The sequence below is a fragment of the Dietzia timorensis genome, assembly GCF_001659785.1.
GTDB lineage: Bacteria > Actinomycetota > Actinomycetes > Mycobacteriales > Mycobacteriaceae > Dietzia > Dietzia timorensis.
Map to the genome: position 1 here is coordinate 2,362,277 of NZ_CP015961.1, position 25,133 is coordinate 2,387,409.

Annotated in this window: 22 protein-coding genes and 1 tRNA gene; 15 read left to right on the forward strand and 8 right to left on the reverse strand. The window is 65.2% G+C overall.

The annotated features are described in order from the left end of the window. Positions 1–9 precede the first annotated feature (9 nt). The 3 genes from BJL86_RS10890 to BJL86_RS10900 all read right to left on the reverse strand — a co-directional run bounded on the left by BJL86_RS10890 (position 10) and on the right by BJL86_RS10900 (position 5,571). Entirely contained in the window at positions 10–723 is a 714-nt protein-coding gene (locus BJL86_RS10890; RefSeq protein ID WP_067476773.1) for a nucleoside triphosphate pyrophosphohydrolase, read from the reverse strand. After that, the gene (gene mfd / locus BJL86_RS10895; RefSeq protein ID WP_083657675.1) at positions 720–4,349 is read right to left on the reverse strand and encodes a transcription-repair coupling factor; all 3,630 of its coding nucleotides are present in this window, start codon (positions 4,347–4,349) and stop codon (positions 720–722) included. Before mfd ends, BJL86_RS10890 begins: the two co-directional genes overlap by 4 nt. A gap of 214 nt (positions 4,350–4,563) precedes the next feature. After that, positions 4,564–5,571, reverse strand: a complete 1,008-nt coding sequence (locus BJL86_RS10900) for an AraC family transcriptional regulator (protein ID WP_067473936.1) — start codon at positions 5,569–5,571, stop codon at positions 4,564–4,566. Between the two features lie 92 nt (positions 5,572–5,663). Between BJL86_RS10900 and BJL86_RS10905 the strand changes: the two genes are divergently transcribed. The 5 genes from BJL86_RS10905 (at position 5,664) to BJL86_RS10925 (ending at position 9,846) form a co-directional block, all read left to right on the forward strand. Beyond that, the gene (locus tag BJL86_RS10905; protein WP_067473933.1) at positions 5,664–7,247 is read left to right on the forward strand and encodes a flavin-containing monooxygenase; all 1,584 of its coding nucleotides are present in this window, start codon (positions 5,664–5,666) and stop codon (positions 7,245–7,247) included. 3 nt (positions 7,248–7,250) lie between these two features. Further along, the gene (locus BJL86_RS10910; protein WP_231887181.1) at positions 7,251–8,075 is read left to right on the forward strand and encodes an SDR family NAD(P)-dependent oxidoreductase; all 825 of its coding nucleotides are present in this window, start codon (positions 7,251–7,253) and stop codon (positions 8,073–8,075) included. A gap of 126 nt (positions 8,076–8,201) precedes the next feature. Continuing rightward, positions 8,202–8,873 (forward strand): vitamin K epoxide reductase family protein, encoded by a 672-nt coding sequence (locus BJL86_RS10915; RefSeq protein WP_082908460.1) that lies wholly within the window; start codon positions 8,202–8,204, stop codon positions 8,871–8,873. A gap of 154 nt (positions 8,874–9,027) precedes the next feature. Further along, entirely contained in the window at positions 9,028–9,660 is a 633-nt protein-coding gene (locus BJL86_RS10920; RefSeq protein WP_067473962.1) for a dihydrofolate reductase family protein, read from the forward strand. A 115-nt stretch (positions 9,661–9,775) separates the two neighbouring features. Continuing rightward, positions 9,776–9,846: transfer RNA gene (locus tag BJL86_RS10925), tRNA-Gln, on the forward strand. A gap of 201 nt (positions 9,847–10,047) precedes the next feature. On the opposite strand, the gene BJL86_RS10930 is transcribed toward BJL86_RS10925, so the two are convergent. The 3 genes from BJL86_RS10930 to BJL86_RS17715 all read right to left on the reverse strand — a co-directional run bounded on the left by BJL86_RS10930 (position 10,048) and on the right by BJL86_RS17715 (position 12,642). Then, positions 10,048–10,461: a DUF2267 domain-containing protein gene (locus BJL86_RS10930; protein WP_067473930.1), complete on the reverse strand. Its 414-nt coding sequence runs from the start codon at positions 10,459–10,461 to the stop codon at positions 10,048–10,050. A gap of 232 nt (positions 10,462–10,693) precedes the next feature. Beyond that, entirely contained in the window at positions 10,694–12,241 is a 1,548-nt protein-coding gene (locus BJL86_RS10935) for a hypothetical protein (protein WP_067473927.1), read from the reverse strand. 272 nt (positions 12,242–12,513) lie between these two features. Next, on the reverse strand, positions 12,514–12,642 hold the full coding sequence (locus BJL86_RS17715) for a hypothetical protein (RefSeq protein WP_257787266.1): 129 nt from the start codon (positions 12,640–12,642) through the stop codon (positions 12,514–12,516). Positions 12,643–12,940: 298 nt separating this feature from the next. Between BJL86_RS17715 and betT the strand changes: the two genes are divergently transcribed. After that, complete coding sequence (gene betT, locus BJL86_RS10940) at positions 12,941–15,175, forward strand: choline BCCT transporter BetT (protein ID WP_067473924.1); 2,235 nt, start codon at positions 12,941–12,943, stop codon at positions 15,173–15,175. A gap of 91 nt (positions 15,176–15,266) precedes the next feature. Here betT and BJL86_RS17150 read toward each other — a convergent pair whose 3' ends face one another. Further along, positions 15,267–15,428: a hypothetical protein gene (locus tag BJL86_RS17150; protein ID WP_156515287.1), complete on the reverse strand. Its 162-nt coding sequence runs from the start codon at positions 15,426–15,428 to the stop codon at positions 15,267–15,269. A 330-nt stretch (positions 15,429–15,758) separates the two neighbouring features. Between BJL86_RS17150 and BJL86_RS10945 the strand changes: the two genes are divergently transcribed. The 5 genes from BJL86_RS10945 (at position 15,759) to BJL86_RS10965 (ending at position 20,710) form a co-directional block, all read left to right on the forward strand. Beyond that, positions 15,759–16,685 (forward strand): DMT family transporter, encoded by a 927-nt coding sequence (locus BJL86_RS10945; RefSeq protein ID WP_067473922.1) that lies wholly within the window; start codon positions 15,759–15,761, stop codon positions 16,683–16,685. A gap of 194 nt (positions 16,686–16,879) precedes the next feature. Continuing rightward, on the forward strand, positions 16,880–18,388 hold the full coding sequence (gene glmU / locus BJL86_RS10950; protein ID WP_075844966.1) for a bifunctional UDP-N-acetylglucosamine diphosphorylase/glucosamine-1-phosphate N-acetyltransferase GlmU: 1,509 nt from the start codon (positions 16,880–16,882) through the stop codon (positions 18,386–18,388). Further along, positions 18,385–19,362 (forward strand): ribose-phosphate diphosphokinase, encoded by a 978-nt coding sequence (locus BJL86_RS10955; RefSeq protein ID WP_075844967.1) that lies wholly within the window; start codon positions 18,385–18,387, stop codon positions 19,360–19,362. The genes glmU and BJL86_RS10955 overlap by 4 nt, the downstream gene beginning before the upstream one ends. Before the next feature lie 112 nt (positions 19,363–19,474). Beyond that, positions 19,475–19,816 (forward strand): arsenate reductase (glutaredoxin), encoded by a 342-nt coding sequence (gene arsC, locus BJL86_RS10960; protein WP_067473919.1) that lies wholly within the window; start codon positions 19,475–19,477, stop codon positions 19,814–19,816. A 207-nt stretch (positions 19,817–20,023) separates the two neighbouring features. Next, positions 20,024–20,710 carry a 50S ribosomal protein L25/general stress protein Ctc gene (locus BJL86_RS10965; RefSeq protein ID WP_067473917.1) on the forward strand — a complete coding sequence of 229 codons (687 nt, stop codon included), beginning with the start codon at positions 20,024–20,026 and terminating at the stop codon, positions 20,708–20,710. Between the two features lie 120 nt (positions 20,711–20,830). Here the strand turns inward: BJL86_RS10965 and BJL86_RS10970 are convergent, their stop codons facing one another. Beyond that, positions 20,831–21,619, reverse strand: coding sequence for a LysE/ArgO family amino acid transporter (locus tag BJL86_RS10970; RefSeq protein ID WP_067473915.1), 789 nt, complete (start codon positions 21,617–21,619; stop codon positions 20,831–20,833). A 69-nt stretch (positions 21,620–21,688) separates the two neighbouring features. Between BJL86_RS10970 and BJL86_RS10975 the strand changes: the two genes are divergently transcribed. From BJL86_RS10975 to BJL86_RS10990, 4 genes are all read left to right on the forward strand, one after another. Continuing rightward, positions 21,689–22,645: a LysR family transcriptional regulator ArgP gene (locus BJL86_RS10975; RefSeq protein ID WP_067473913.1), complete on the forward strand. Its 957-nt coding sequence runs from the start codon at positions 21,689–21,691 to the stop codon at positions 22,643–22,645. 22 nt (positions 22,646–22,667) lie between these two features. After that, positions 22,668–23,255: an aminoacyl-tRNA hydrolase gene (gene pth, locus BJL86_RS10980; protein ID WP_067473956.1), complete on the forward strand. Its 588-nt coding sequence runs from the start codon at positions 22,668–22,670 to the stop codon at positions 23,253–23,255. A gap of 179 nt (positions 23,256–23,434) precedes the next feature. Next, positions 23,435–24,163: an amino acid ABC transporter ATP-binding protein gene (locus tag BJL86_RS10985; RefSeq protein ID WP_156515290.1), complete on the forward strand. Its 729-nt coding sequence runs from the start codon at positions 23,435–23,437 to the stop codon at positions 24,161–24,163. 13 nt (positions 24,164–24,176) lie between these two features. Continuing rightward, positions 24,177–25,124: a glutamate ABC transporter substrate-binding protein gene (locus BJL86_RS10990; RefSeq protein ID WP_067473953.1), complete on the forward strand. Its 948-nt coding sequence runs from the start codon at positions 24,177–24,179 to the stop codon at positions 25,122–25,124. Positions 25,125–25,133: the final 9 nt, after the last annotated feature.

Sequence of the window (25,133 nt, forward strand, 5' to 3'; positions counted from 1 at the left end):
TTTCGCAGGTCACATCTCATTTTCGAAGGCCGAGCGCCACGCGTCGGCGGGAAATGGGGCATGTCCGGCGTCATTCGCGTTACGGAGCCGTTCTTCGGCGGCCTCGACCCGTCGCGCGAACCTGCGCACCGCTTGCCGGTAGGCGTTCTCCGAACCCGATTCGTGGCCGGTCTCTTCGCCGGTGCCGGAGCCGAAAATCCCATAACCCATGACGTCGGGCGTGGCGATTTCCTTGGGCACGCACTCGGCGGGTACCCCGGCTTTGGCGCAGCGGGCGAGCACCTTATCCCCGAGGGCGAGGGCCGGCAGGTTCCAGGCGATACCGTCGAACAGACTGCGGCGCCCCTCGGTGGCCTTGGCCTGCTCCCACAGCCGGTCTTGTTCGGCGGCATCCAGCTGCGGCGGACCTGATTCAAACCAGTAGGGCGCGCGGCGGCGGAGCTTGTCGAGCATGGCCTGGGCGACATCGTCGATGTCGAAGGGGTCGGTGTCGTGCTCGGCGGTGATCGCCGTGTGGAACAGCACTTGTAGGAGAAGGTCTCCGAGCTCGGAACGCAGTTCCGCGCGGTCGCCGTCCGCGACGGCATCGGCGAGTTCCCACGACTCCTCGATGAGGTACGGGATGAGCGAGTCGTGCGTCTGCGCGGACTCCCACTCCCCTTCCCTGCGGATGCGGGCGAAGAGCTCGACCGCATAGTCGAGCGGGCGCTGCTCGTCGCTCATCGCGCCGAGAGCTCCGGCTGGGCGACGACGACCGAGCCTTCGGGCTTGCCGGCCATCGCCGTGAGGAAATCGGCGACGTACTGCAGCAGCTCATCGTCCCGAGCCTCAGGGGCGCCGCCCGCGCCGGGGCGAGCCGCCGCGGATTTCGGCAGCGGCAACTGCACGACCTGGGAGGTCGCCTTGTACATCGCAGACGGGTACAGCCGCTTGAGCCGCATCTGCTGCGAGTCGAGCAGAGTCAACGGGGCGATCCGGATACGCGAGCCGGCAACCACCACGTCGGACACCCCGTATTCGGCAGCGACGATCCGCAGCCGCGACACCGCCGCGACGCGCCGCGCGGGCTCGGGCAGCGGGCCGTACCGGTCGAAGAGTTCCTCGATGACCGAATCGACGTCGTCGAAGCTCTGCGCCTGGGCGAGCTTGCGGTACGCCTCGAGGCGCAGCCGCTCTGAATCGACGTAATCCGCGGGCAGGTAGGCGTCGACGGGCAGGTCGATCCGCATCTCGCGGGACTCGGTCTCGGCCTGCGGCGTCTCGCCATCGGCGACGGCGCGGAATGCCTCGACCGCCTCGCCGACGAGCCGGACGTACAGGTCGAAGCCGACTCCGGCGATGTGCCCGGACTGTTCGCCGCCGAGCACGTTGCCGGCGCCGCGCTGTTCGAGGTCCTTCATCGCCACGGCCATGCCGGCGCCGAGGTCGTTGTTCTGCGCGATCACCGCGAGGCGGTCGTACGCGGTCTCGGTGAGCGTGCGGTCGGGGGCGTAGAGGAAGTAGGCGTAGCCACGCTCGCGGGAGCGGCCCACGCGTCCGCGCAGCTGATGCATCTGCGACAGGCCGAGGTTTTCGGCCCGGTCGACGATCAACGTATTGGCATTACTGATGTCGAGACCGGTCTCTACAATTGTCGTGCACACGAGGACGTCGAAGTCGCGATTCCAGAATCCGTTGACGGTCTGCTCGAGCTGCTCCTCTCCCATCTGCCCGTGCGCCACGGCAACGCGCGCCTCGGGGACGAGGTCGCGCAGCCGTGCCGCCGTCGCGTCGATCGAGGACACGCGGTTGTGGACGAAGAACACCTGCCCCTCGCGCAGCAACTCGCGCCGGATAGCGGCCGCAACCTGCTTGTCCGAGTAAGCGCCGACGTAGGTGAGCACCGGAAGCCGGTCCTGCGGGGGCGTGAGGATCTGGCTCATCTCGCGGATCCCGGCGAGCGACATCTCGAGCGTGCGTGGGATCGGCGTCGCCGACATCGTGAGCACGTCCACCGCGTTGCGAAGCGCCTTGATGTGCTCCTTGTGCTCGACGCCGAAGCGCTGTTCCTCGTCGACGATCACCAGGCCGAGCTTCTTCCACCGCACGCCGGTGGCGAGCAGACGGTGCGTGCCGATCACCACGTCCACCGTTCCGTCGGCGAGGCCGGCGAGAATTTCCTTCGCCTCGGCGTCAGAGGTGAAGCGCGACAGCCCCCGCACCGTGACCGGGTAACCAGCCATGCGCTCGGCGAACGTTTCGAGGTGCTGCTGGGCGAGCAGAGTCGTGGGCACGAGAACGGAGACCTGCTTGCCGTCCTGCACGGCCTTGAACGCGGCGCGCACCGCGACCTCGGTTTTGCCGTACCCGACATCACCGACGATGACTCGGTCCATCGGCACCGGCTTTTCCATGTCCGCCTTGACGTCCTCGATGGCGGTGGCCTGGTCGATCGTCTCGGTGTACGGGAAGCCTTCTTCCATCTCCTGCTGCCACGGGGTGTCCGGGGCGAAGGCGTGCCCGGGCGCGGACTGCCGCTTGGCATACAGCGCGACGAGCTCGGTCGCGATCTCGCGGACCGCCTTGCGCGCCTTGCGCTTGGTGTTCTGCCAGTCCGCGCCGCCCATCTTCGACAGCGCGGGCGCCTCCCCGCCGACGTAGCGCGAGAGCTGCCCGAGCTGCTCCATCGGCACGAACAGACGGTCCGGCGGCGCGCCCCGCTTGGACGCGGCGTATTCGATGACCAGGTATTCGCGCCGGCCCGAGGCGTTCTTACCGCGGGTGGTGCGTTCGATCATCTCCACGAAGCGGCCGATGCCGTGCTGTTCGTGGACGACGAGATCGCCGGACTTGAGTGCGAGCGGATCGACCTGGTTGCGCCGCTTGGCGTGCTTGGTCTTGCCGCCGGAACGCCCGGCGACGCGGTTACCCGAGAGTTCCGATTCGCACAGGAGCACGAGGCGGCCGCGGGTGCTGCCGGCTCCGCCGTCATCCTCGGTGGTTGTCCCTTGGCCGGCCGCACCCGCGAGCGCGAAGCCGTCGATGAGCGGACCGACGAGCACGGCGAGGTGCCCGGCGGGAAGCTCCTCGCCGCCGTCGACCACTTTCGCAGCGAGCTCCGCCTCGTGGGCGCGTTCGACCAGCCGCGTGGCAGAGCCCTTGGAATTGGTGACGGCGACGTACGTATCCCCCGCGCCCACGCCCTTGCGAGCCTCGGTGAAGAACGCGGCGAACTGGTCCTCCTTGCCACGCGGCGCCAGCGGGTCCTGAGAGGGGAGTTCGATGAGCGCGCCGGCATCCTCCTCGGCGAGGAAGCCCTGCGGCACCAGCTGCCACCACGGGATCTCGGCCTCGATGGACTGCTCGCGCACCTCGGAGAACGTGAGATAACCGGAGCCGGACAGGTCGAGCGATTCGGAATCGATCGGCGCGTCCGAGCCCATGGTCGCCGCGGTCCACGACGCCTCGAGGAACTCGCGCCCGGCGGCGGCGAGGTCTCCGGCGCGGCGGCGCACCTTATCGGGATCGCACACGATAACTCTCGTGCCGGCGCGCATCAGTAGCGGCAGGATCTGCTGCTCGCCGGGCTGGAGCACCGACGCGAGCGCCTCCATCCCGTCCCTCGGCACGCCCGCAGCGAGCGATTCGAGCAGCTCGCGCAGGGTGGGATTATCGGGATGCTCGGTGGCCAGCGCGCCGGCCCGCTCGCGCACCTCCTCGGTGAGAAGCACCTCACGGCACGGGTACAGGTCGATCGCCTCGAGCGCGCCTTCGGTAAGCGAGCGCTGGTCGGCGACGAGGAACTCGCGGATGGAGACGATCTCATCATCATCGAACTCGACGCGCACCGGGTATTCGTGCGTGGTCGGGAAAATGTCGACGATGCCGCCGCGCACGGCCATGTCCCCGCGCCGGGAAACCATGTCCTCCCTCGCATACGCGAACACGCCGAGCCGCGCCACAAGCTCGGTCGGGTCCACATGCCCACCCACGCGCAGCTCGATGGGGTCGCGCCGCGCGGCGGCCGGGGACACGGGCTGGATGACGGCGCGCGCCGACGCCACCACGACACGCGTGCCCTCGCCTCCCCTGGGCCCGGCAAGCATTTCGTGCAGCACCTTGAGCCGCTGGCCCACGGTTTCCTTGCCCGGAGACAGGCGCTCGTGCGGCAGCGTTTCCCAGCTGGGGAACTGGGCAACCTCGTAGCTGGTGAGCGCCGCGACCGCAGCGGCGAGCTCCTCGGACTCCCGCTCGGTGGCGGTGACGACGAGCAGCGGCGCCTCCGCGGCGAGCTCGCCGACGACGAACGGGCGCAGCGCCTCCGCGGCCTGCACGACCGCGCGGTCCTTCCCCGCCGCCTCGCGAAGCATGGCCCCGGGCGCGCGGTGGGAGAACTCCGCGAATACTCCGCGTAGTGCCCCCGCGCCTTCTGCCTGTGCCACTTCTTCGCTCCCCTTGTGCCTCGCCGACTATAAAAACGTCGCTATTCTCGCAGCGTTCGACCCATCACCCAAACACATCAAGTCTAGAGGCGGCTGCCGACATTCGCCCGCCTGGGGACTTCGGGATCGTGCTCGGCTACCGCTAACGCGCCGTAGCGCGGAACTCCCTCGCCGTCACGCCCCACCAGCGGCGCGCGTACTGGCTGAAAGTTGTGACGTCGGACAGCGCGAGCGCGGAAGCGATCTGATAAAGCGGCAGATCGGTCGTGGTGACGAGCCGCGTGGCGACCTCCCTGCGGACGTCGTCGAGAATCGCCGAAAAACTCGTGTGCTCTCGGGCCAGGGTGCGTTGCAGGGTGCGAGGGGACACGGCGAGCAGCTTCGCTGTCTCGGCGATCGTCGATGCCCCTGTGTCGAGGGACTGGCGCAGCATGTCGCGTGTGCGTTCGCTCATGGACTCCCCTGTCGACATGACGCGCCGCTCGATATAACGCAGCGCCAGTTCCTGCGCCGTGTGGCCCCCGCTCTCGATCGGCCTGTCGAGCAGCGCTGCGGGCATCCGCAGTACCGCATCGTCCGAGTCCGGTTCGACCGGGGCGCCGAAGAGCTCCCGATATCGCGTCGGAGACGCCTTCGGCTGGAACGGCAAGAGCACCGAACGCAGACCGTAGTTCGCTCCGAGAAGGCGAGAGATCGAGCGATGGACGAACAATAGCGCCATGTCTGCGGCCTGCGGGGGCATGCGGACGTCGTTGTCGCGGTACCCGTAGCGCACCCCGAGAACGCCGGGCTCTCCTGTGGGATCGTCGATGATGGAGATCTCGAGCGAGCGGGCGTGGAAAAACATGTACTTCGACGTCATCTCCAAGGCCTGGGTCGCGGTGCGGGCGTTCTGGATCGCGACGGCGAGCGGGCCCAGCATGCTGAGATCCTGTTCCAGCGCGACGCGGAGCCCGAAGTCGGGGCAATGGAGCTCTGCCGCCGCCGTTTCGAGCAGGACGCCGATGGCAACGTCCTGGACGAGGATCTCGTCATCGTCGAGCGCCCCTTCGGGCAGGCCCGAGCGGCGCGCGAGCACGTCGGCGTTACCGCCGAGAGATTCGATCACCGACCGCACGCCGCGCACCCCGGCCGACCGCACATATGCCATGCCGCCTACGATCCTCGCGTTTGGCGCGAAATAGCAATTACTTGTCGCGATAGAGCAACTATTTTGACACCAAGGGGTCTATTGTCAAGAACATGACTACGACTTCGACCGGTGCCCCCGACACCGCCGGAACGCAAGACAGCCCCCTCGACCTGCTCATCGTGGGTGCTGGCATCGCGGGGATCGATCTCGCCCATCACGTCGCCGAGGCTTTCCCGGCGTGGCAGTGGGAAATCCACGACGTACAAAGTGATGTCGGCGGCACCTGGCACACCTTCCGCTATCCGGGCATCCGCTCCGACTCCGACATGGCGACCTTCGGCTTCCCCTTCCACCAGTGGCCGCACGCGTCCACGCTCGGCGAGGGCCCGGAGATCAAGGAGTACATCCGCGACGCGGCCCGCGCGAGCGGCGCACTCGATCGACTGCACCTGCGTTCGTATATCGCCAAGGCGGATTGGGATAGCTCCAAAGGACTCTTCCGTGTGACGGCGGAGTCCCGCACCGGCGACGGCGAATCCGAGCGCCCGGCCGAGCGCATCATCTGGGCGCGCCGGGTCCACTTCGGCGCCGGGTACTACTCGCACGACAACGGCTACCGCCCGCGGTATCCGGACGAGGAGGAGTTCGGCGGCCAGATCATCCATCCGCAACAATGGCCGGAAGATCTCGACTGTGCGGGGAAGAAGATCGTCATCATCGGGTCCGGCGCGACCGCCGTCACCCTCCTTCCCGCCCTGGCCGACCTCGGCGCGGACGTGACGATGCTGCAGCGGACCCCGACGTACATCGGCCCGCTCCCCGAGGTCGACATCATCAGCCGCATCTGGAAGACGGTGCTCCCGGAGAAGGCCGCGTACAAGGTCGCCCGGTTCAATCACGGCGCACGCGACATGATGCAGTACGTCGTGGCGCAGCGGGCGCCGTGGCTGTTCAAGGCCGTGCTGCGCTTGATGCAGCGTCGTTTCATCTCGGCAGAGGTGCTGGATAAACACTTCTCGCCGGACTATCGCCCGTGGGACCAGCGCGTGTGCAAGGCTCCGAATGGCGACATCTTCACCGCCATCGCCGGGGGCGCGAAGGTCGTCACCGACCACATCGACGGATTCACCCGTCAAGGGATCCGGGTGAGTTCGGGCGAGGAGATCGAGGCGGACATCGTGATCTCGGCCACGGGCCTCGAGCTGCAGGCCTTCGGCGGCGGCACGCTGGCCATCGACGGCGAGGAACTCGATGCCACGAAGCTGACGGCCTACCGGGGGCTCATGCTCGGCGGGGTGCCGAACTTCAGTTTCACCATCGGCTACGTGAACGCGTCGTGGACCCTGCGCGCGGACATGGTGTCCAAGTACATGGTCAAACTGTGGAAGACGGGCGTGCGCACGTACGCGCCGGTTCCGCCCGAAACACCGAGCACGCGGCCGCTTCTCGACCTCGACGCCGGCTACGTCAAGCGCGGCGGGCACCTGTTGCCGCGGCAAGGTGAGTCGCGCCCCTGGCAGTACATTCAGAACTATCTCGTCGAGATCCCCACGTTCAATTTCGGCGATCAGCACCGCGAGATGGCATTCGACGACGCCGTACCGGGCGTGCTCGCGCGAGGAAACGACCACTCGGGCGCGGTCTCAACCGGTACCCACAAGGCGCCGGCCGAGGCGCTCGCAGAAAGGGCATAGACAGTGGAGATACTCGACAATCTCGTAGGGCTCGTGCGTCGCGGCACCACCGGCGGGCCGCGCAAGGTACTCATCACCGGCGCAGCCTCCGGGCTCGGCCTCGAGCTGGCCCGCGAATTTCTTGCCGTCGGCGACGAGGTGGTGCTCACCGATATCCACGCCGAGGCACCGGAAACTGTGCGCTCGCTTGAGGGGACGTGGAGTTACCGACAGCTCGATGTCACCAGCGGCGCCGACTGGGATTCTGCTGCGTCCGACGTCATCAACCTGGATGTTCTGGTGTGTAATGCCGGGATCGCCGTGGGCGGTTCCATCGAGGCCACCTCGATCGAGTCGTGGCAACGGATTATCGACATCAACCTGCTCGGAGTCGTCCGCGGTTGCCGCACGTTCGTGCCTCACCTGCGGCGCGGCGGGCAGATCGTGATCACCGCGTCCGCGGCGGGTCTCGTCCATGGACCGCAGATGAGTGCATATAACGCGACTAAGGCCGCCGCCGTGGCCATAGGCGAAACGCTCGATGCCGAGCTGCGGCCTCGCGGCATCGCGACGACGGTGATCTGCCCGCAGTTCTTCAAGTCCGGACTCGCCGATTCGCTCTCGGGCGAGGATGCGCGGGCGGACGAGCTCGCGCGGAAGCTGCTCAGCTCGACGCGGCTCACCTCGGAAATCATCGCGAAGCGGGCGATGCGCGGCATTCGGGCGCGGCGCACCGTCGTCACCCCCGATACGTTCGCGACGCTCGCCTGGTACTCGAAGCGCTACACACGCGTGCCGTTCCTTCTGTCCACGCGGCTCATCGGTCGCGCGGTGGACAAGCGCGGCTGAGCCGGTCCGCTTTTCGTCGCGGTGGGATCGGCCCTCGCCGGGCTCCCCGCGACGCGCCCGCGATTCACTAGAGTGAGTACGGAAGCGAAGCGAAGGTGCCGCGCACGCGGCGGAACGGGTTGAGAGATGGCAACTGCAGCTAGTGAGGACGCGTCGACGGACGCCGCGCCGGGACCCGTCCGCGACGAGGCCGCCGGGGCACCCGGGGGCATCTTCTCCCAGCGCACAATCGGAATTCTCCTCGCCATCGGTTCGATCGCCGGGCTCGTCGCCGCGTTCGAGCTGACGATGGACAAGATCCGGATCCTCGAGAATCCGGACTACATCCCCGCGTGCAATTTCTCGATCCTCATGAGCTGCAAGTCGGTGATCGAGTCCGAACAGGGCCAGGCGTTCGGCTTCCCGAACCCCATCGTCGGGCTCGTCGGCTTCGGCATCACGCTCGCCCTCGGCGTCGCGCTCGCGGCCGGCGCTCGGATCCCCCGCTGGTACATGGTCGGCGCGGTCCTCGGGCTCACGTTCGGGATCGGCTGGGTGCAGTGGTTCGCCTACCAGACCATCTTCAACATCGGGGTGCTGTGCCCGTGGTGCATGGTCGTATGGACGGTCATGGCGCCGATGTGGTGGTACACGCTGCTGCACACGATCGGCCGCTTCACCACCGCCGCCTGGGTCCGCACGCTGCGCGCATGGCACCTCATCCCCGTCGTGCTCTGGTACCTGCTGGTCATCGGCACGATCCTCGTCCACTTCTGGGACGTGTACTGGGCGGACTTCTTCGTTCGCACCTTCGGCTAGCTCAAAGCCGCACGAACGGACACATCCTTCGTCCCCTTTCGGTCGATAATTGGTCGTATCCCATTCATTCTCGACGTGAGGAACGATCGTGGCCGCTGATTCGACAACCCCTCCGCACACGCAGCCGCGCCGCTCGCGCGTTCGCGTGCACAACATGTTCGTCTCGCTCGACGGTTATGCCGCCGGAAGTTTCGTTACCCACGACGAGCCGTTCGGCGAGGCCATCGCCCTCGTCCAGGGATTCGATGGCCGGGCGATCGCCGGAATCGACACGCTCGATGGGCCACTGAGCGTCGACCACGCGATGACGAGTCTGTGGGGCCAGGGAATCGGCGTGGAGATCATGGGCAGGCGCAAGTTCGGCCCCCAAAGCGGCCCCTGGACCGACGACGACTGGCGCGGGTGGTGGGGCGAGGAGCCGCCATTCGAGACCCCTGTCATCGTCCTCACCCACCACGAACGCGAGCCGATCGAGTTCGACAACGGCACCGTGTTCCACTTCCTCGATGCCGATCCGGCTGACGCTCTGCAGCGCGCTCGCGACCTCGCTCCCGGCACCGATGTCCGAATCGGCGGCGGACCTCGAACGGTGCAACAATTCCTCGACGCGGACCTCATCGATTTCATGCACCTCGTCATCCAGCCGGTCACGATCGGATCGGGCACTCCGCTGTTCCCGGAGGGCCTCTCCCCTGCCGAGAGGTTCGACATCGACACCGTATCCACCGGCGGGGGCCGCACCCACCAGTTGTGGAACCGAAAGCAAGAACCCCCAACCCGGGAGTGACGTCGGACCTGCCGTTCCCCTCCGACTTTCGGGGCTCACACCAGCGGGTCAAGTAGCCGGGGTCGGCGCCGGTATGCCACACTTATCGCGGACTGTCCGATGGACGGTTCGGCATTCCGCCGTGGTGTAATGGCAACACTCCTGATTTTGGTTCAGGCATTTCAGGTTCGAGTCCTGGCGGCGGAGCAAACAGCATAAACAGCTCATTCAAGGTGTTAGCGGTTCCCTTCGGGGCATTTCGGTACCGCTTTCGACGCGCCCCAAGCGACCCTCCTCACTTTTCCCAGGCCGACTCTTGCAGTCCGCGCCAACGCACGCGAAAAGCCCCCGCGCAACGCACCGGTCCGTGAAGACCAGAGATGCCCAGGGGCTTGTACGAGGAAGGCTCTACGGGTTGACGGTGAACAAATCCCGAAGAGACTTGGGCAACTGCGCCAACGTGTCATCAAGCTGATCGCCCGGAACCCATTCGGCGACCGTCGACAGCACAGCCCGTGCGTGGGGTTCAGCGAGACCCTCATCAGTGAATTCGCTCTCGTCTTGTACCCGCTTGAGAAAGTGCTGGACGTCGATTTGATCAGGATTGCCGGCAACCGACTTCCCCGAGGGAGTAAGCAGATCAGGAACCGACTTCAAGAGTTCCGCCATCTGCTCTACGCTCACAGCATCGGCAAGCACTTCAAGCACTACATTCGTCACAGTTTCGGCTTCAGTGTTCGAAGAAAGCTGCGACGCCTTCTCTCGCACCTGTGTGAGAAAGTCGTCGACGCCGTCGCCTCGTTGAGTATCTGTCAGAGCCATATATCTCCCTTCGTTGTCGACTCTGCGCCTGGTGGCGCAAGCCGTGAGGCTTGACCCTAAGTCCCAAGACAATGAAGCGATTCACCCTTTGGGGTGAAAGATTCACCCCAATGGTTGGTGCTCTACCGACCCAATTGACGAACGGCGGCCCCGAGGAATCCCCGGGACCGCCGTCACATGGCCGTTTTCAGGCGTCAGTCGCGTCGTGGTGGCGCGGTGCACGCAAGTGCAGTTAAGCCACGCAGTTGTGAGCGAGTGCGCCCACGGCTAGAAGCGCGAGCGCGGTGCCGCCGATCGCCGTGGCCGGCCCCTGAACGTCGGCCCCGATGCTTGCCAGTTGGGCATTGATCTCGGCGATGCGTCGAACACTGTCCTCGTTGTAGATGCCGAGGCGGTGCTGGATGTCGTCGTTGGACTGACTGAGGAAGCGGTCGATTTGTGCCTGTGCTTCTGCAACGCCCGGGAAGTTTGCCCCGGCTGCTGCGATCGGCCCGATGACGAGCAACGGCAATACGATCGCGGCACCGGTGAGGATGCACTGAGGGCTGAGCGTCACGCTTCCCGCGGAGCTTCCGCCCTCCGCACTGCCGAGGGACCCATTTGCCGAAGTGCTTCCGTCGGCGCTTGCAGAGTTCCCCACGCTGCCGAGTGAACCGGAGGTCGACGATGTGCCGTCCCCGCTTCCGGAACCCGAGGACGAACCACCGTCCGAAAGGCTTCCGCCCAGACTGCCACCACCTAGGCTTCCCGAGCCGGAGCCAGGGGTTCCCGCGGTATTGCCGATGCGGATGGGAGCCACGTGCCGGTCGCAGAGATCGTCGCTACTGCTTACGTAATTCACCGCCGGATTGTCGTGAAGCCGGAACACGGCGGTGTAGTCGAAGCCATTGGTCCCATGGTCCAGGTCGGTGCCGATCCGGAACGGATCTCCGGTCTCGTGGGTCACCGAACACTTGGCATCACCGTAAAGCCCGTTGATGTCAAAATCTTTCGAAGTGATGTAGGGACGTCCGTCCGCGGCGACGGAATCGTAGAGCCCGCTGGTCCTCGTAGCACGATATTCGAGGAGCGACTGACAGCCATCGTCGTAGCCGCCGGAGCCTCCGCCTTCGTCGAAACAGCGCCAAGCATTCTCGACGCGAACAGGAACATAGTAATCCGCAGGTACCTGCCCCTCCGGGAACGCGGACGTATCGACGTCCGCTTCGATCCGGAAGGTTGTGACACCACCGTGAGCCGCATCAAGCATGTAGTAGTGCAGCGGCGTAAACGGTCGCGTCGTCTTGAACAGCTCTTGTTCTGTGCCTTGGTCCTCGTACGTGAAGCCGGCCTCTCCCTCTTCGGACTCTTCGCCAGAAGGGATGATCGCATGATCGCCGACAACAGCCTTGGTCTCTGAGATTCGCTCCGACCCCGAACCGTCGGCCTTGGGCATTCCGGTGTAGGTGAACGACACGTTGTCCGTGTACTTCTCGGGAAGTGAAACCAGGAAACCCCTAGAAGCCTGAATATGGTTGCTGGATTCGACCCCTCGAACGGATACGTCCCACGCAACGCGGACGGTGTCGCCATGCTTTACCGTCGGCGGCGTAAACAGAGTGGACGTGACTGGTGAGCCGTTGACGGCGATCGCCCGACCCGGCTCGACGTTGACCCCCGCGAGGTATTCAACGTTGTCTTCATAGGCTTGCGCCTGCGCAGCCGGTGGAGCTGCGATCGCAAGAGACGCGGCAATACAGACCGCCGAAAAACCGGCGGTCACCTTTGTGAACAGTGACACTTATCCCCCTTGTTAACGGGCGACCCCCTCAGATACGCCCGATCACTACTGATCAGAATAAGCTTAAGTCACATTCAGGCAACAACCGCAGAGTGACGCGTGTCACTGGGGGTTAGCGACTACCCCCGCGCGCACCGGGGCGGCACTTTAGCAGCACCCCTCCCGAACCAAAGGGACCACGGATCAAAGGTAAAACACCTGGCCCACACAGATGCCCCGCCCCGAGACAGCGACGTGCCCCGGCGAACATCTACTTCAACCTAAAAGGCGAATTAGAAGACGATAGGCAACACGGCGGCCGCAGCGGAAATGACGAGAAGGAAGATCACCGTCCACCAGAGTTCGCGAACCTTGGACACGAGGGCAGGGTCGTGCTCGAAACGATCAACCTTTTTGGACATTTGAACCTCATTTGTAAAGCGGAAGTGTTGAAAGACACAGTACATCAATTCCGCGTGAACGCAATTGCAGACGATCCTTCGATCCCAACAGCACAGATCGCGATCCGATCCACCCCGAGGACGACGCGGAAATCGCCGTATCCGGCACTTTTCGGGCCGCTTAAGGGCGTTCGCGATTAGCTTGTCGCAGCAACCAGAGCTATGGTTCTTAGGTCGATCTAAGGGATGTCGTAGGCAATTCCCGCCTTTGAGCGCGCACGTCGGCATCCCCTTTCGCAGTCACTTGAAAGGAGACCGGGTGCAAGAAAGTCCTGACCCCAGCGGCAACGAGAAGAGGCCCACTCAGCCAATCGAGCGGAGCAAATTCGGCGGCACCGACCATGCCCACGACACGCGCCGACACAAGCGAGGTGAAGAACTTCTTCCCCCGGTCTCGAGCCGCGAACTCGGCGAGGCGCAGCGCGAGCTGGAGAAGGATTTTCAAGGTCGGCCGACGCGTAAGTCCCACGTCAACTGGCCTGTCTTCATCATCTCCTCAATCGTGATCCTAGCCTTCTCGCTGTGGGCGATTTTCAAGCCCGATGCGGCATCGAACACCATGGCTGATGTCGTCGCATGGGGCTCGGCGAACCTCGGCTGGATCTTCGTGGTGACCACCACCGCCGTCATCCTGTTCGTCTTGTGGGTCGCGTTCTCCAAGGAGGGCCAGGTCCGGTTGGGACCTGATCACTCGAGACCGCAATACAAGCTCTTCACCTGGGTGGCGATGCTGTTTGCCGCCGGCGTGGGCATCGACATGCTGTTCTACTCGGTCACCGGGCCGATTTCGCAGTACTACAGCCCGCCGATGGAGGTCCCCGAGAGCCCGGCGGCCGCGCGCGACGCCGTCATCTGGACCATGTTCCACTACGGCATCGCCGGCTGGAGCATGTACGCGCTGCTCGGCATGGCGATGGGCTACTTCGCCTACCGCTGGGGCATGCCGCTGTCGATTCGCGCCGCCCTGTACCCCTTGATCGGTAAGCGCATCAAGGGTGCGCCCGGCGACGTCATCGACATCTTCGCCCTCGTCGGCACGGTGATGGGCGTGGCCACCTCGATGGGCATCGGCGTGGTGCTGCTCGCGATCGGCTTCGCGACGTTGTTCGGCCTCGAGGCCGGACTCGCCCTGCAGATCGGGCTCGTTCTCGTCGCGGTGCTCGTGACGATCGCCGCGACCTCCTCCGGCGTGGACAAGGGCGTGCGCATCATTTCCGAGCTCAACCTGTGGGCGGCCGCCGCGCTGGTGCTGTACATCGTCGTCACCGGCAAGACGTCTTTCCTCCTGCATGCGCTGGTGGAGAATGTCGGCGAGTTCGTGTGGACGCTGCCCGAGCGGCACCTACAAACCATGGCCTACGAGCAAGACGGCTCCGAGTGGATGGCGTCGTGGACGCTGTTCTTCTGGGCATTTTGGCTCGCGTGGGGCCCGTTCGTCGGGGTGTTCCTAGCACGGATCTCCCGCGGCCGCACAATCCGCGAATTCGTCATCGCCGCGATCACCGTGCCCGTTCTCTGCGACATCGTCATCATCTCCGTGTTCGGCAACAGCGGCCTCGCCGAGGTCTTCGCCGGCAACACCGAGTTCGCCGAGCTCGCTCAGGACTCGCCCGAGCAGGGCTTCTATTCGCTGCTCGAGATGTTCCCCGGCTCGACGTTCCTCATCGCCCTGGCGACTTTCTCCGGCCTGCTTTTCTACCTGACGTCGGCCAATTCTGGCGCCATGGTGATGTCGAACTTCTCCTCGTTTATCCCCGACCCGGCGGAGGACGGCGCGAAGTGGCTACGCGTGTTCTGGTCCCTACTCACCGCGGTGCTCACCATCGCGATGCTCATCGCCGGTGGTGTGACCACGATGGAATACGCGACGCTCATCTTCGCCCTCCCGGTGACGGTGATCGCGTGGCTCGTGATGGCCTCGTTCCTCAAGGCTCTACGAATGGAGAGGGCCGAGCGCGAGGGCCGGAATAAATACCGTCGCAGCCAGGCTGCGGGCGGCGGCTACGCTCCCGAAAGATCCTGGCGCCAGAGGGTGTCCGGTTTGCGCTCGTACCCGTCCAAGAAGAGCGTGACGTCGTACATCGAACGCACCGTGGTGCCTGCACTCACCGACGTCACGAACGAATTTCGCGAGCAGGGTTACGCAGCGGAATTGTCGTATGTTCCGGACACGGACAGCGGGGTCGAACGACCGACCTTCACCGTGCACGTATCCGGCGAGCGTAACTTCCTCTACCAGGTGGTCGCGGTGTCGACGCCGATCCCGACGTTTGGCGGCCGCACGCCCACCGACGAGACGAACACCTATTTCCGTCTCGAGGTGTTCACCCACACCGGTTCCGAGGGGTACAACCTCATGGGCATCACCAAGCAACAGCTCATCGACGACGTGCTCGACCGCTACGAGGCCCACCTGATGTTCCTCGGGCATTCGAGCGACGCCGACGCCTCGAGCTTTGTGACGCCTGCGGTCGACCCCGACACAACGACCTAGGTTCCGGGGTTCTGTCGACGCATTCCGTCGGCAACACGCGAAGGGAGCAGGCCTGAAAGGCCTGCTCCCTTTTTTGCGCCGTGCCGGAGTACTAGGAGATTCCCCAGTAGAGGGAGCCGATCCCCTGGCGCAGAACGAAGCCGCCGAGGATGGCGCCGACGACCATCGCGCCGATTCCCTTGTACAACGGATCGACGGCGGGCAATCCGGGAACATCCGGGATTCCCTGACCGATTTGTACTGAGAGGTCCATGAGCGTCGCCTTTCGAAGAGGGAGAGATTAACTGTGATCCTATACAGAGTTTCTGCACTTATAAACGCTTTTTAGGCGCTGTAATTTATCCCGATTGATTCGGGAATTAAACATGAGTATTTAATTATTCTCTTCGCTAAATGCGTCCGAGCGGGCGTGGAAACGAACCCCGCAGCGACACTCGTAGCGCCGCTTGGACCCTCGTTATCGCGGCTGCCGGGAGGCTCGCTCGCGCTCTCGCCGAAGCGCCTCGGTGTGGGTTAGCCGGGATTCACACGGGAACACAGGCAGCTACCCCGCGCCGTCAATTCGGGGCTACCGTTACTCGGTATGAAGCTCTCGCCGACGCTCGCCGTAGCCACCGCGATCTCCTTCGCGCTCGGCTTCCCCTTCGGCACGCTCGCCGTTCCCGCGTCGACGCCCGCGACAGTGATGCTGGTGCGATTCACTGTCTCCGCCGTCATTATCGGGGCCATCGCCGCGGCGATGAAGCTCCCCTGGCCGCGCGGATGGCAGATGTACCACGCGGCGATCGTCGGGATCGTGAGCCAGGGATTCCAGTTCCTTGGCGTGTACATCGCTCTCGATCATGGGGTGCCGCCGGCGATCGCCGCGCTTATCGTCGCGATGAACCCGGTACTCACCGCGGTCGTCGCGACGAAGATCCTCGGCGAGGCGCTGAGCTCGCGGCGGGTACTGGCACTGGGGATCGGTATCGCCGCGATTTTCTGCGCATTCGCCGAGCGGTTGTTCGGGGTGGGCGCCGTCCCGATCGCCGCGCTGTGGGCGATCGTCGGGCTCGCCGGGATTTCATTGGGCGGGATCTACCAGCAGCGCTACCTGCATTCCGGACATTCGATGACGAACTATTCGATCGGTGTCGCCGCGGCACTCGTACCGGCCGGCGCGCTCGCGCTGTTCACGGGTGTCGAGGTGAGCGATTGGCACACCTTCGGGATCAATACCGCGCTCATCGTGCTGTTCAACGGGCTCATCTCGTCGGTGCTGTACATGATGTGCATCAAGCAGGGCGGGGCTGCGGCGACATCGATGCTGTTCGGCGTTATCCCATCGATCGCGGCGGTCGCGTCGTGGATCATGCTCGGCCAGCGGTTGGATGTGGGCATCGTGGCCGGTCTCGTACTCGGCGCCCTGTCCTGCTACCTCGGGTATACGCAGTCGAGGCGGAAACGGGCGTCCGCCGTCACGGGCGAAAAGCCGGTGCCGCCGGAGAACGACGCCGTAAAAGACGGATAGGACCGCAGGCGGGCTCGGTGGGAGGCGGGTGTTGGCAAAAGCACCGCGATTCCCTGTCACAATGAAGCAAAATCCGGCCAGGGCGGCGCGAGTGGACCATTTGCCTCGCCCTGGGTCGTATTGTCGAAGGGCACGGTTTTGAGCTTTTCGTTCCCTCACCACTCACCCTCGCCACGTCAGGAGGCATCACGACCTTGACTTCTCCCGCGTCGTCCACCCCCTCGCCCACCTCTGCAAGAGGTGACGGAACCGCCGTCATCGTCCTCGCCGCAGGCGCGGGCACGAGGATGAAGAGCGCGATTCCGAAAATGCTGCACCCCGTCGGCGGGCGAACCATGCTTGCCCACGCGATGCACGCCGCGGCAGGAACCGGGGCCGGGCGGATCGTCGTCGTCGTCGGGCATCAGCGCGAGAAGGTCGAACCTGCCGCCCTCGCCGAGGCCGATGCGCTGGGAATCCCCGTGGAGACCGCGGTCCAGGTGGAGCAGAACGGCACCGGTGATGCGGTGCGCGCGGGCCTCGATGCGCTGCCCGAGGACTTCCATGGCGACATCGTGGTGACCACGTCCGACGTTCCGCTGCTCGACGCGCACACCTTGGCGAACCTGATCGAGGTGCACAGCGAGGAGCCCCCGGCCGCCGTGACGGTCCTGTCTTCCACCGCCGACGACCCGACCGGGTACGGCCGGATCGTGCGGGATGACGACGGCGGGGTGCAGCGCATCGTGGAGCACAAGGATGCGACCGAGCTCGAACGACAGATCGACGAAGTGAATTCCGGTGTGTACGCGTTCTCCGCGGACTTGTTGCGCACCGCGCTCGGCCAGCTGACGATGAACAATTCACAGGGCGAGCTCTACCTCACCGATGTCATCGAGATCGCCCGCGAATCCGGCCGGCTCGTGCGCGGACACCGCGCCCAGGATGCGGCCGTCGTCGCCGGGGTCAACGACCGCGTGCAGCTCTCCGCGCTCGGTGCCGAACTCAACCGGCGGGTGTGCGAGAAGTGGATGAGGGCGGGCGCGACCATCGTCGACCCGAGCTCCACGTGGATCGACGTCACATGTGAGCTGACCGGGCAGGACGTGACCGTGCTCCCCGGCGTGCAGCTGCACGGCACCACCTCGGTCGCGGGAGACGCGGTGATCGGCCCGGATTCGACCCTGCGGGACACCTCCGTTGGAGAGGGCGCGGTCGTCGAGCGCACGCACGCGCACGAGGCCGCTATCGGCCCCGGCGCCCACGTCGGTCCATTCGCCTACCTGCGGCCGGAGGCCGAGCTCGGCGAGGGGGCGAAGGTCGGCACGTTCGTCGAGATCAAGAAATCGCAGATCGGCAACGGTTCGAAGGTGCCGCACCTCACCTACGTCGGCGACGCCACGATCGGTGAGAATTCCAACATCGGTGCCTCGAGCGTGTTCGTCAATTATGACGGCGTGAGCAAGCACCGTACCGTGATCGGAAGTCACGTTCGCACGGGCTCGGACACGATGTTCATCGCGCCCGTGCAGGTGGGTGACGGCGCCTATTCGGGCGCCGGTACGGTAATCAAGGATGATGTTCCTCCGGGGGCCCTCGCGGTGTCCGGCGGCAAGCAACGCAACATCGAGGGCTGGGTCACGGCGCGCCGAGCAGGGACGCCGGCGGCCGAGGCTGCCGAAAAAGCACAAAGAGATTCCGACAAGGACGGTTCGGGCCAGTGAGTGATTGGATCGACAACCAAAAGAACCTGATGCTTTTCTCCGGGCGTGCGCACCCGGAGCTGGCACAGGAAGTGTCTGCGGCGCTCGGCGTCGAGGTCACGCCGCAGACCGCGAGGGACTTCGCCAACGGCGAGATCTTCGTTCGCTTCGAGCAGTCGGTGCGCGGCTGCGACGCGTTCGTGCTGCAGAGCCACCCGGCGCCGCTGAACAAGTGGCTCATGGAGCAGCTGATCATGATCGATGCGCTCAAGCGCGGTTCCGCGAAGCGGATCACGGCGGTGCTCCCCTTCTACCCGTATGCCCGCCAGGACAAGAAGCATCGCGGTCGCGAGCCGATTTCGGCCCGCCTCATCGCCGATCTGCTCAAGACGGCAGGCGCCGACCGCATCATCACGGTCGACCTGCACACCGACCAGATCCAGGGCTACTTCGACGGCCCGGTCGACCACATGCACGCACAGGGCCAGCTCGCCGACTACGTTCGCGAGAACTACGGAACCGAGAACACGTGTGTGGTCTCCCCCGACGCCGGCCGCGTCAAGGTCGCCGAGAAGTGGGCGGACGCGCTCGACGGCTCCCCGCTCGCGTTCGTGCACAAGACCCGCGATCCCAACGTCCCGAACCAGGTCAAGTCCAATCGCGTGGTCGGTGATGTCGAGGGCATGACCTGTGTGCTCATCGACGACATGATCGACACCGGCGGCACCATCGCCGGCGCGGTGCAGGTCCTCAAGGCTGCTGGCGCAAAGGACGTCATCATCGCGACCACGCACGGCGTGTTCTCCGATCCGGCCGCCGAGCGCCTCGCCAACTGCGGCGCGCGCGAGGTCATCGCGACGAACACCCTGCCGATCCCGCCGGAGAAGCAGTTCGACAACCTCACCGTCCTCTCGATCGCGCCGCTGCTCGCGCGCACGATTCGCGAGGTGTTCCTCAACGGTTCGGTGACCTCGCTGTTCAACGGCTCGGCGTAGCCCGAACTTTTCACTGCTCGCGAAGGGCGCCCGGGGAACTTGCCCCGGGCGCCCTTCTTCTCTCCCACGGACTATCCTCGGGTCCGAATGCACCGCGCCGAAAGGACCCGCCATGGACGCCACGATCTACCACAATCCCCGCTGCTCCACCTCCCGTAAGGCGCTCGATCGCCTGCGCGAGGAGGGCATCGAGCCGTCCGTCGTCAAATATCTCGACGAGATCCCGTCCCGCGCACAACTGAAAACGCTCATCTCTGACGCCGGACTTACCGTCCACGAAGCCGTCCGCACCCGCGAGGCGGCGTACGCCGAACTCGGCCTCGCCGATGCCTCGGACGACGAACTCCTCGACGCGATGGTCGAACACCCGAAGCTCATCCAGCGCCCCTTCGTGGTCACCGCGAAGGGCACCCGCATGGCGCGCCCGCTCGAGAGCCTCGACGAGATCCTCTAACCGCCTGGCGGCGCCCATTTGGGCCTTGCCGCGCAGGCCCGGTATGCTGAACTGGTTATCTCGGCGAGGGAGCCGGCCGCATGCGCGAGAGCGCACCCGGACTCCGTTATCGACGCGATCTCCTGCTCGGCCGCGCGGCGTGTCCCGCGGTGGGATGGTAGGGCTCGCCTCGCGCCGAGCCACCACACGAACAGCAGGAGATCTCTCATGGCAGATGCCAACAAGATCAAGGCCATCGCACGTACCGATTTCGGTAAGGGCGCCTCGCGCCGCGACCGCCGCGAGGGCTTCGTGCCCGTCGTGCTCTACGGCCACGGCACGGACCCGCGCCACCTCAAGCTCGACACGCTCGAGTTCGCGGCCATCCTCCGTAACAGCGGCGCAAACTCGATTCTCACCCTCGACATCGACGGCGAAGAGCAGCTCGCGCTCACCAAGCAGGTCGACGTCGAGCCGATCAAGCGCTTCATCGAGCACGCCGACCTCCTCGTCGTGAAGAAGGGCGAGAAGGTCGAGGTCAACGTCTACGTCACGACCGTCGGCGAAGCCGCCCCGGGCACCCTTGTCACCCAGGACCTGTCCGAGATCACCATTGAGGCCGACGCCCTCAAGATCCCCGAGGACTTCGAGATCGACATCGAGGGCGCCGAGGTCGGCACCCAGGTCACCGCCGGAGACATCAAGCTCCCCGCCGGTGTCACCCTCATCACCGACCCGGAGATCCTCATCATCAACGTCGGCGAGGCGCCGACCGAGGACGACCTCGAGGCAGAGCTCGACCAGGATGTCCTGGCCGAGGTCGACGCCGAGGCCGAAGAAGCTGCCGAGGCTTCCGAGGAAGAGTCCGAGTCCGGCGAGGAGTCCTCCGAGGAGGGCAAGTCCGAGGAGGAGTAAGACTCTCCTCCCACCGCCCGGACACAGTCAAAGGGCCGGAAGTTCACTTCGAACTTCCGGCCCTTCGGCCATTTATGACGTCGGACGGCCTGCTCCCCTTCGCCGCCCGAACACGCCGAACTAGTGCAGCGCGAGCATCGCCGCCATCGCGAACATCACCACAGCGATGATCACGTCGAGCACCCGCCACGCGACCGGGTTGGCGAACAGCCCGCGCAGCGCCTTCCCGCCGAAGCCGACGAGGCAGAACCACGTGATCCCGGCGAGGAAGCAGCCGAGCGCGAACGCCCAACGCAGGTCGCCATGGCCATTGGCGACGGAGCCAAGAACAACCACCGAATCGATGTAGGCGTGCGGGTTGAGCCAGGTGAAGGCGAGCATCCCGCCGATCGCAGCGAGCAGCGGCCCGCCGATGCGCGGACGGCCGCGCCCTTCCGAACTCTCGCCCGAGCGAGCGGGCTCGTCGGCGGCGACATTCCCGCCGCCCAGTGTCAGTCCGTCAGAATTACCTGAACCGCCTGCAGGAACCATCGCGGCACCGGCCGCCACGGTCTTGCGCTCGCGTTCCATCGCCACCGCCTTCTCTGTGTCGGCGGGCACTTCGAGCGCGGATCCGCCAACCCAGGCCCGCCGGAGCGCGAAGATCCCGTAGCTCACCAGGAACACGACTCCGAACCAGGTGATCAGCGTCATCGCCCACGGCGCGGACGCCATCACGGCGCCGGCTCCGGTCACCCCGAGGGTGATCAGGCCCATCTCGCTGACAATGCACACCACGACGAGCGGCCACACGGGTATCGCGCCGCGCAGCGCGTGACGCAGGAGGAAGGCATTCTGCGCGCCGACCGCCGCGATAAGCGCGATCGCCGTCACAAAGCCCAGGCCGAGAACTGAAAATGAGAAGGTCACGAGGGCAAAGTTAGGACCCCCGTCCAGAAAACTCAAACTAATTATTTTTCTGTACCGTAAACTCTCCTTATGGCCACGCTCAATCTCGATCAACTCCGCACGCTCGTCGCCGTCGTCGATCACGGCACCTTCGACCAGGCGGCGGCGTCCCTTGGTGTCACCGCGCCCGCCATCTCCCAGCGCATCCGCGCGCTCGAAGACGCGGCCGGGCGCGTTCTCGTGCGCCGCGATAAGCCCGTCCTGCCCACCGAGGCGGGCGAAACCCTGCTGCGAACCGCCCGCCAGATGCTGCACCTCGAGCAGGTCCTCGCCGTCGAACTCGATTCCCGCGAATCAGTGCTGTATGACGGCGAAGGCGCCGATTCCACGGGCGCTCCGCTCCCCCATCTCTCCGTACCCATCGCCGTCAACGCCGACTCGCTGTCGTCCTGGTTCCTCGACGCCCTCGTGTCTGCGGAATTCGGACCACGCATCGCTTTCGACATCCGTAGAGAGGACGAGGCGCATTCGACCGAGCTCCTCCGCCGGGGCGAGGTGATGGCCGCCGTCACCTCCGATAAGACCCCGGTGCAGGGCTGCCGAGTCGTCCCGCTCGGCACGATGCGCTATTTCGCCTGTGCATCACCCGAGCTCGTCTCCCGCTACGGCATCGGCGATGACGTCGACGTCCGCACCCGCAATAAAGTCCTCAAGACCGTGCCCGTCGTCGACTTCGACGATCGCGACGACATGCAGTCCGCCTTCTTCCGCAGCCTCGTCGGAGCGAATTCCGAGGCACCGCGCCACGCCATCCCCGCCACCAGTGAGTACATCCGCGCAGTGCGCATGTCGCTGGGCTGGGGATTGCTCACCGAGCAACAAGCCGAGCCCTATCTCGCCGATGGCTCACTACTCTCGGTCGCCCCAGACAACCCGCACCACGTGCCGCTGTATTGGCAGCACTGGCGCGTTCGTTCGATGGTGCTCGACAGGATCACCGATGCCGTCGTCGCCACGGCCGGTGAGGTCCTGCTACGCAGGAAGTAGGCAATCTGGGAAGATGGCAGCCGTGTCCGATCAGACCGCTCCTCGCCTTATCGTCGGCCTGGGTAACCCCGGCCCTGCCTACGCCGCTACCCGCCACAACATCGGCGCGATGGTGTGCGACGAACTCGCCGACGCGGCCTCGCCGATGCCGGCGTCGTTCTCTGTGCATAAACGCACCAACAGCGAGATCGCCCAGACCCGCATCGACGGCCACCAGGTGATCCTCGCCAAGCCTCGGTCGTTTATGAACGTCTCCGGCGGGCCCGTTGCGGCGTTGTGCAAGTATTTCAAGGTCGCGCCGGCCGATCTCATCGTGATCCACGACGAGCTCGACATCGATTTCGGCACCGTCCGCCTCAAGCGTGGCGGCGGAGAGGGAGGGCACAACGGCCTCCGCTCGATCTCCCAGGCGCTCGGCACCAAGGACTACATCCGCGTGCGCGCAGGCATCGGCCGCCCGCCCGGGCGTATGGGCGTTGCGGATTTCGTGCTCAAGCCCTTCGCCAAGCACGAGATCGCCGACGTGCCGATCCTCATGGCGGACAGCTCCGACGCCGTCAGAAAGATTCTCGACGCGGGGCTCGAGGCGGCGCAGAACGCCGTGCACTAAAGGTGTAGAGGGAGGCCGGTGGCGCCCGTGGTCTCCCCCTGAATCGACGGGAAATTCGGGGCGCTTTGTAACAAGTAGGAGAAATACTCACCACCTGCCACCATGGTGGTCTCAGACGCACTAATGTGCCCCTCATGAGTTCTTCAGACCCCAAAGCCACGGGCGCCGCGGGAACCCCGATGATTTCCATCCAAAAGGTGGACAAATACTTCGGCGATTACCACGCCCTCTGCGACATCAACATCGACGTGCCGCAAGGCCAGGTCGTCATCGTGCTGGGCCCCTCGGGTTCCGGCAAGTCGACCCTGTGTCGCACCATCAACCGCCTCGAGACCATCGACTCCGGCGAAATCCACATCGACGGCCATCTCCTGCCCGAAGAAGGCAAGCACCTCGCCAAACTCCGCGAGGAGGTCGGCATGGTGTTCCAGCAGTTCAACCTCTTCGCCCACAAGACGATCCTCGAGAATGTCGCCCTCGCGCCGAAGAAGGTGAAGAAGAAGTCGAAGGCGGAAGCCGAGAAGCGGGCCATGGAATTGCTCGACCGAGTCGGCATCGCCAACCAGGCCCAGAAGTACCCGGCCCAGCTGTCCGGTGGACAGCAACAGCGCGTGGCGATCGCCCGCGCGCTCGCGATGGAGCCGAAGGTCATGCTCTTCGACGAGCCTACGTCCGCGCTCGACCCCGAGATGGTCCAGGAAGTGCTCGACGTGATGAGCTCGCTCGCCAAGGAAGGCATGACCATGCTCGTGGTGACGCACGAGATGGGCTTCGCCAAGAAGGTCGGCGACCGCGTCCTGTTCATGGCCGAGGGCGCCATCGTCGAGGACACCGATCCGGAGACCTTCTTCTCGAACCCCGAGTCCGATCGCGCCAAGGACTTCCTCGGCAAGATCCTCGGACACTAGGGCGGTGTCGATCATGAATCACGCCACCCGCCCCTCCTCAGCAGTGAAACGCCCGTTCGCGGCGCTCCTGGCCGCGGTGCTCGCCTCCGGACTGCTCGCCGCGTGTGGCAGCTCCGAGCCGCGCAGCGTGGTCAATTCGATCAAGAGCGGCCACGTCGTCCTCGGCGAGAAGTATGACCAGCCGGGGCTCGGCGTCCGCGAACCGGACAAAGAGATCACCGGCTTTGACGCCGATGTGTCCCGCTATGTCGTCAACTCGATCGCCCGCTCCCTCGGCGTCGAAGAGCCCGAGATCAGCTGGAAGGAAGCCCCGTCCGCGCAGCGTGAGAATCTCATCGCCAACGGTGAGGTCGACTTCATCGCGGCAACGTACTCGATCAACGACTCCCGCGCCGAGCGTGTGTCCTTCGGCGGTCCGTATTTGACGACCTACCAGGCGCTCCTGGTCCGCAAGGATGACACAGGACTCGAGACCCTCGAGGATCTCAACGCCGGCCGGAAGCTGTGCTCGGTCACCGGCTCCACTTCCGCGCAGAACGTGCAGAAGCAGCTCCCGGCCGTGCAGCTCCAGCAGTTCGACTCGTATTCGTCGTGCGTCGAGGCCGTCTATCGCGAGAAGGTCGACGCGCTCACCACGGACGCCACGATCCTGGCCGGCTTCGCCGACCAGTACCCGGGCGAATTCGAGCTCGTCGAGATGAACAACCTCGAAGACGTCCTCGACGACGATGGCTCGGTCAAGTCCGAAGCCGGCTCCCCGTTCTCCACCGAGCGCTATGGCATCGGCGTGACCAAGGGCGATCAGGAATCCGTCGACGCTATCAACGCGGCGCTGGAGGAAATGATCGAATCCGGCGCGTGGGAGGAAGCGTTCATGCGCAACGTCGGTAACGCCATGGAGGCGTCCGGCTACCCGATCCCCGAACCGCCGACCCCCGGCGACCTCTCGTTCCTCAGTTAGGAGGTGCAT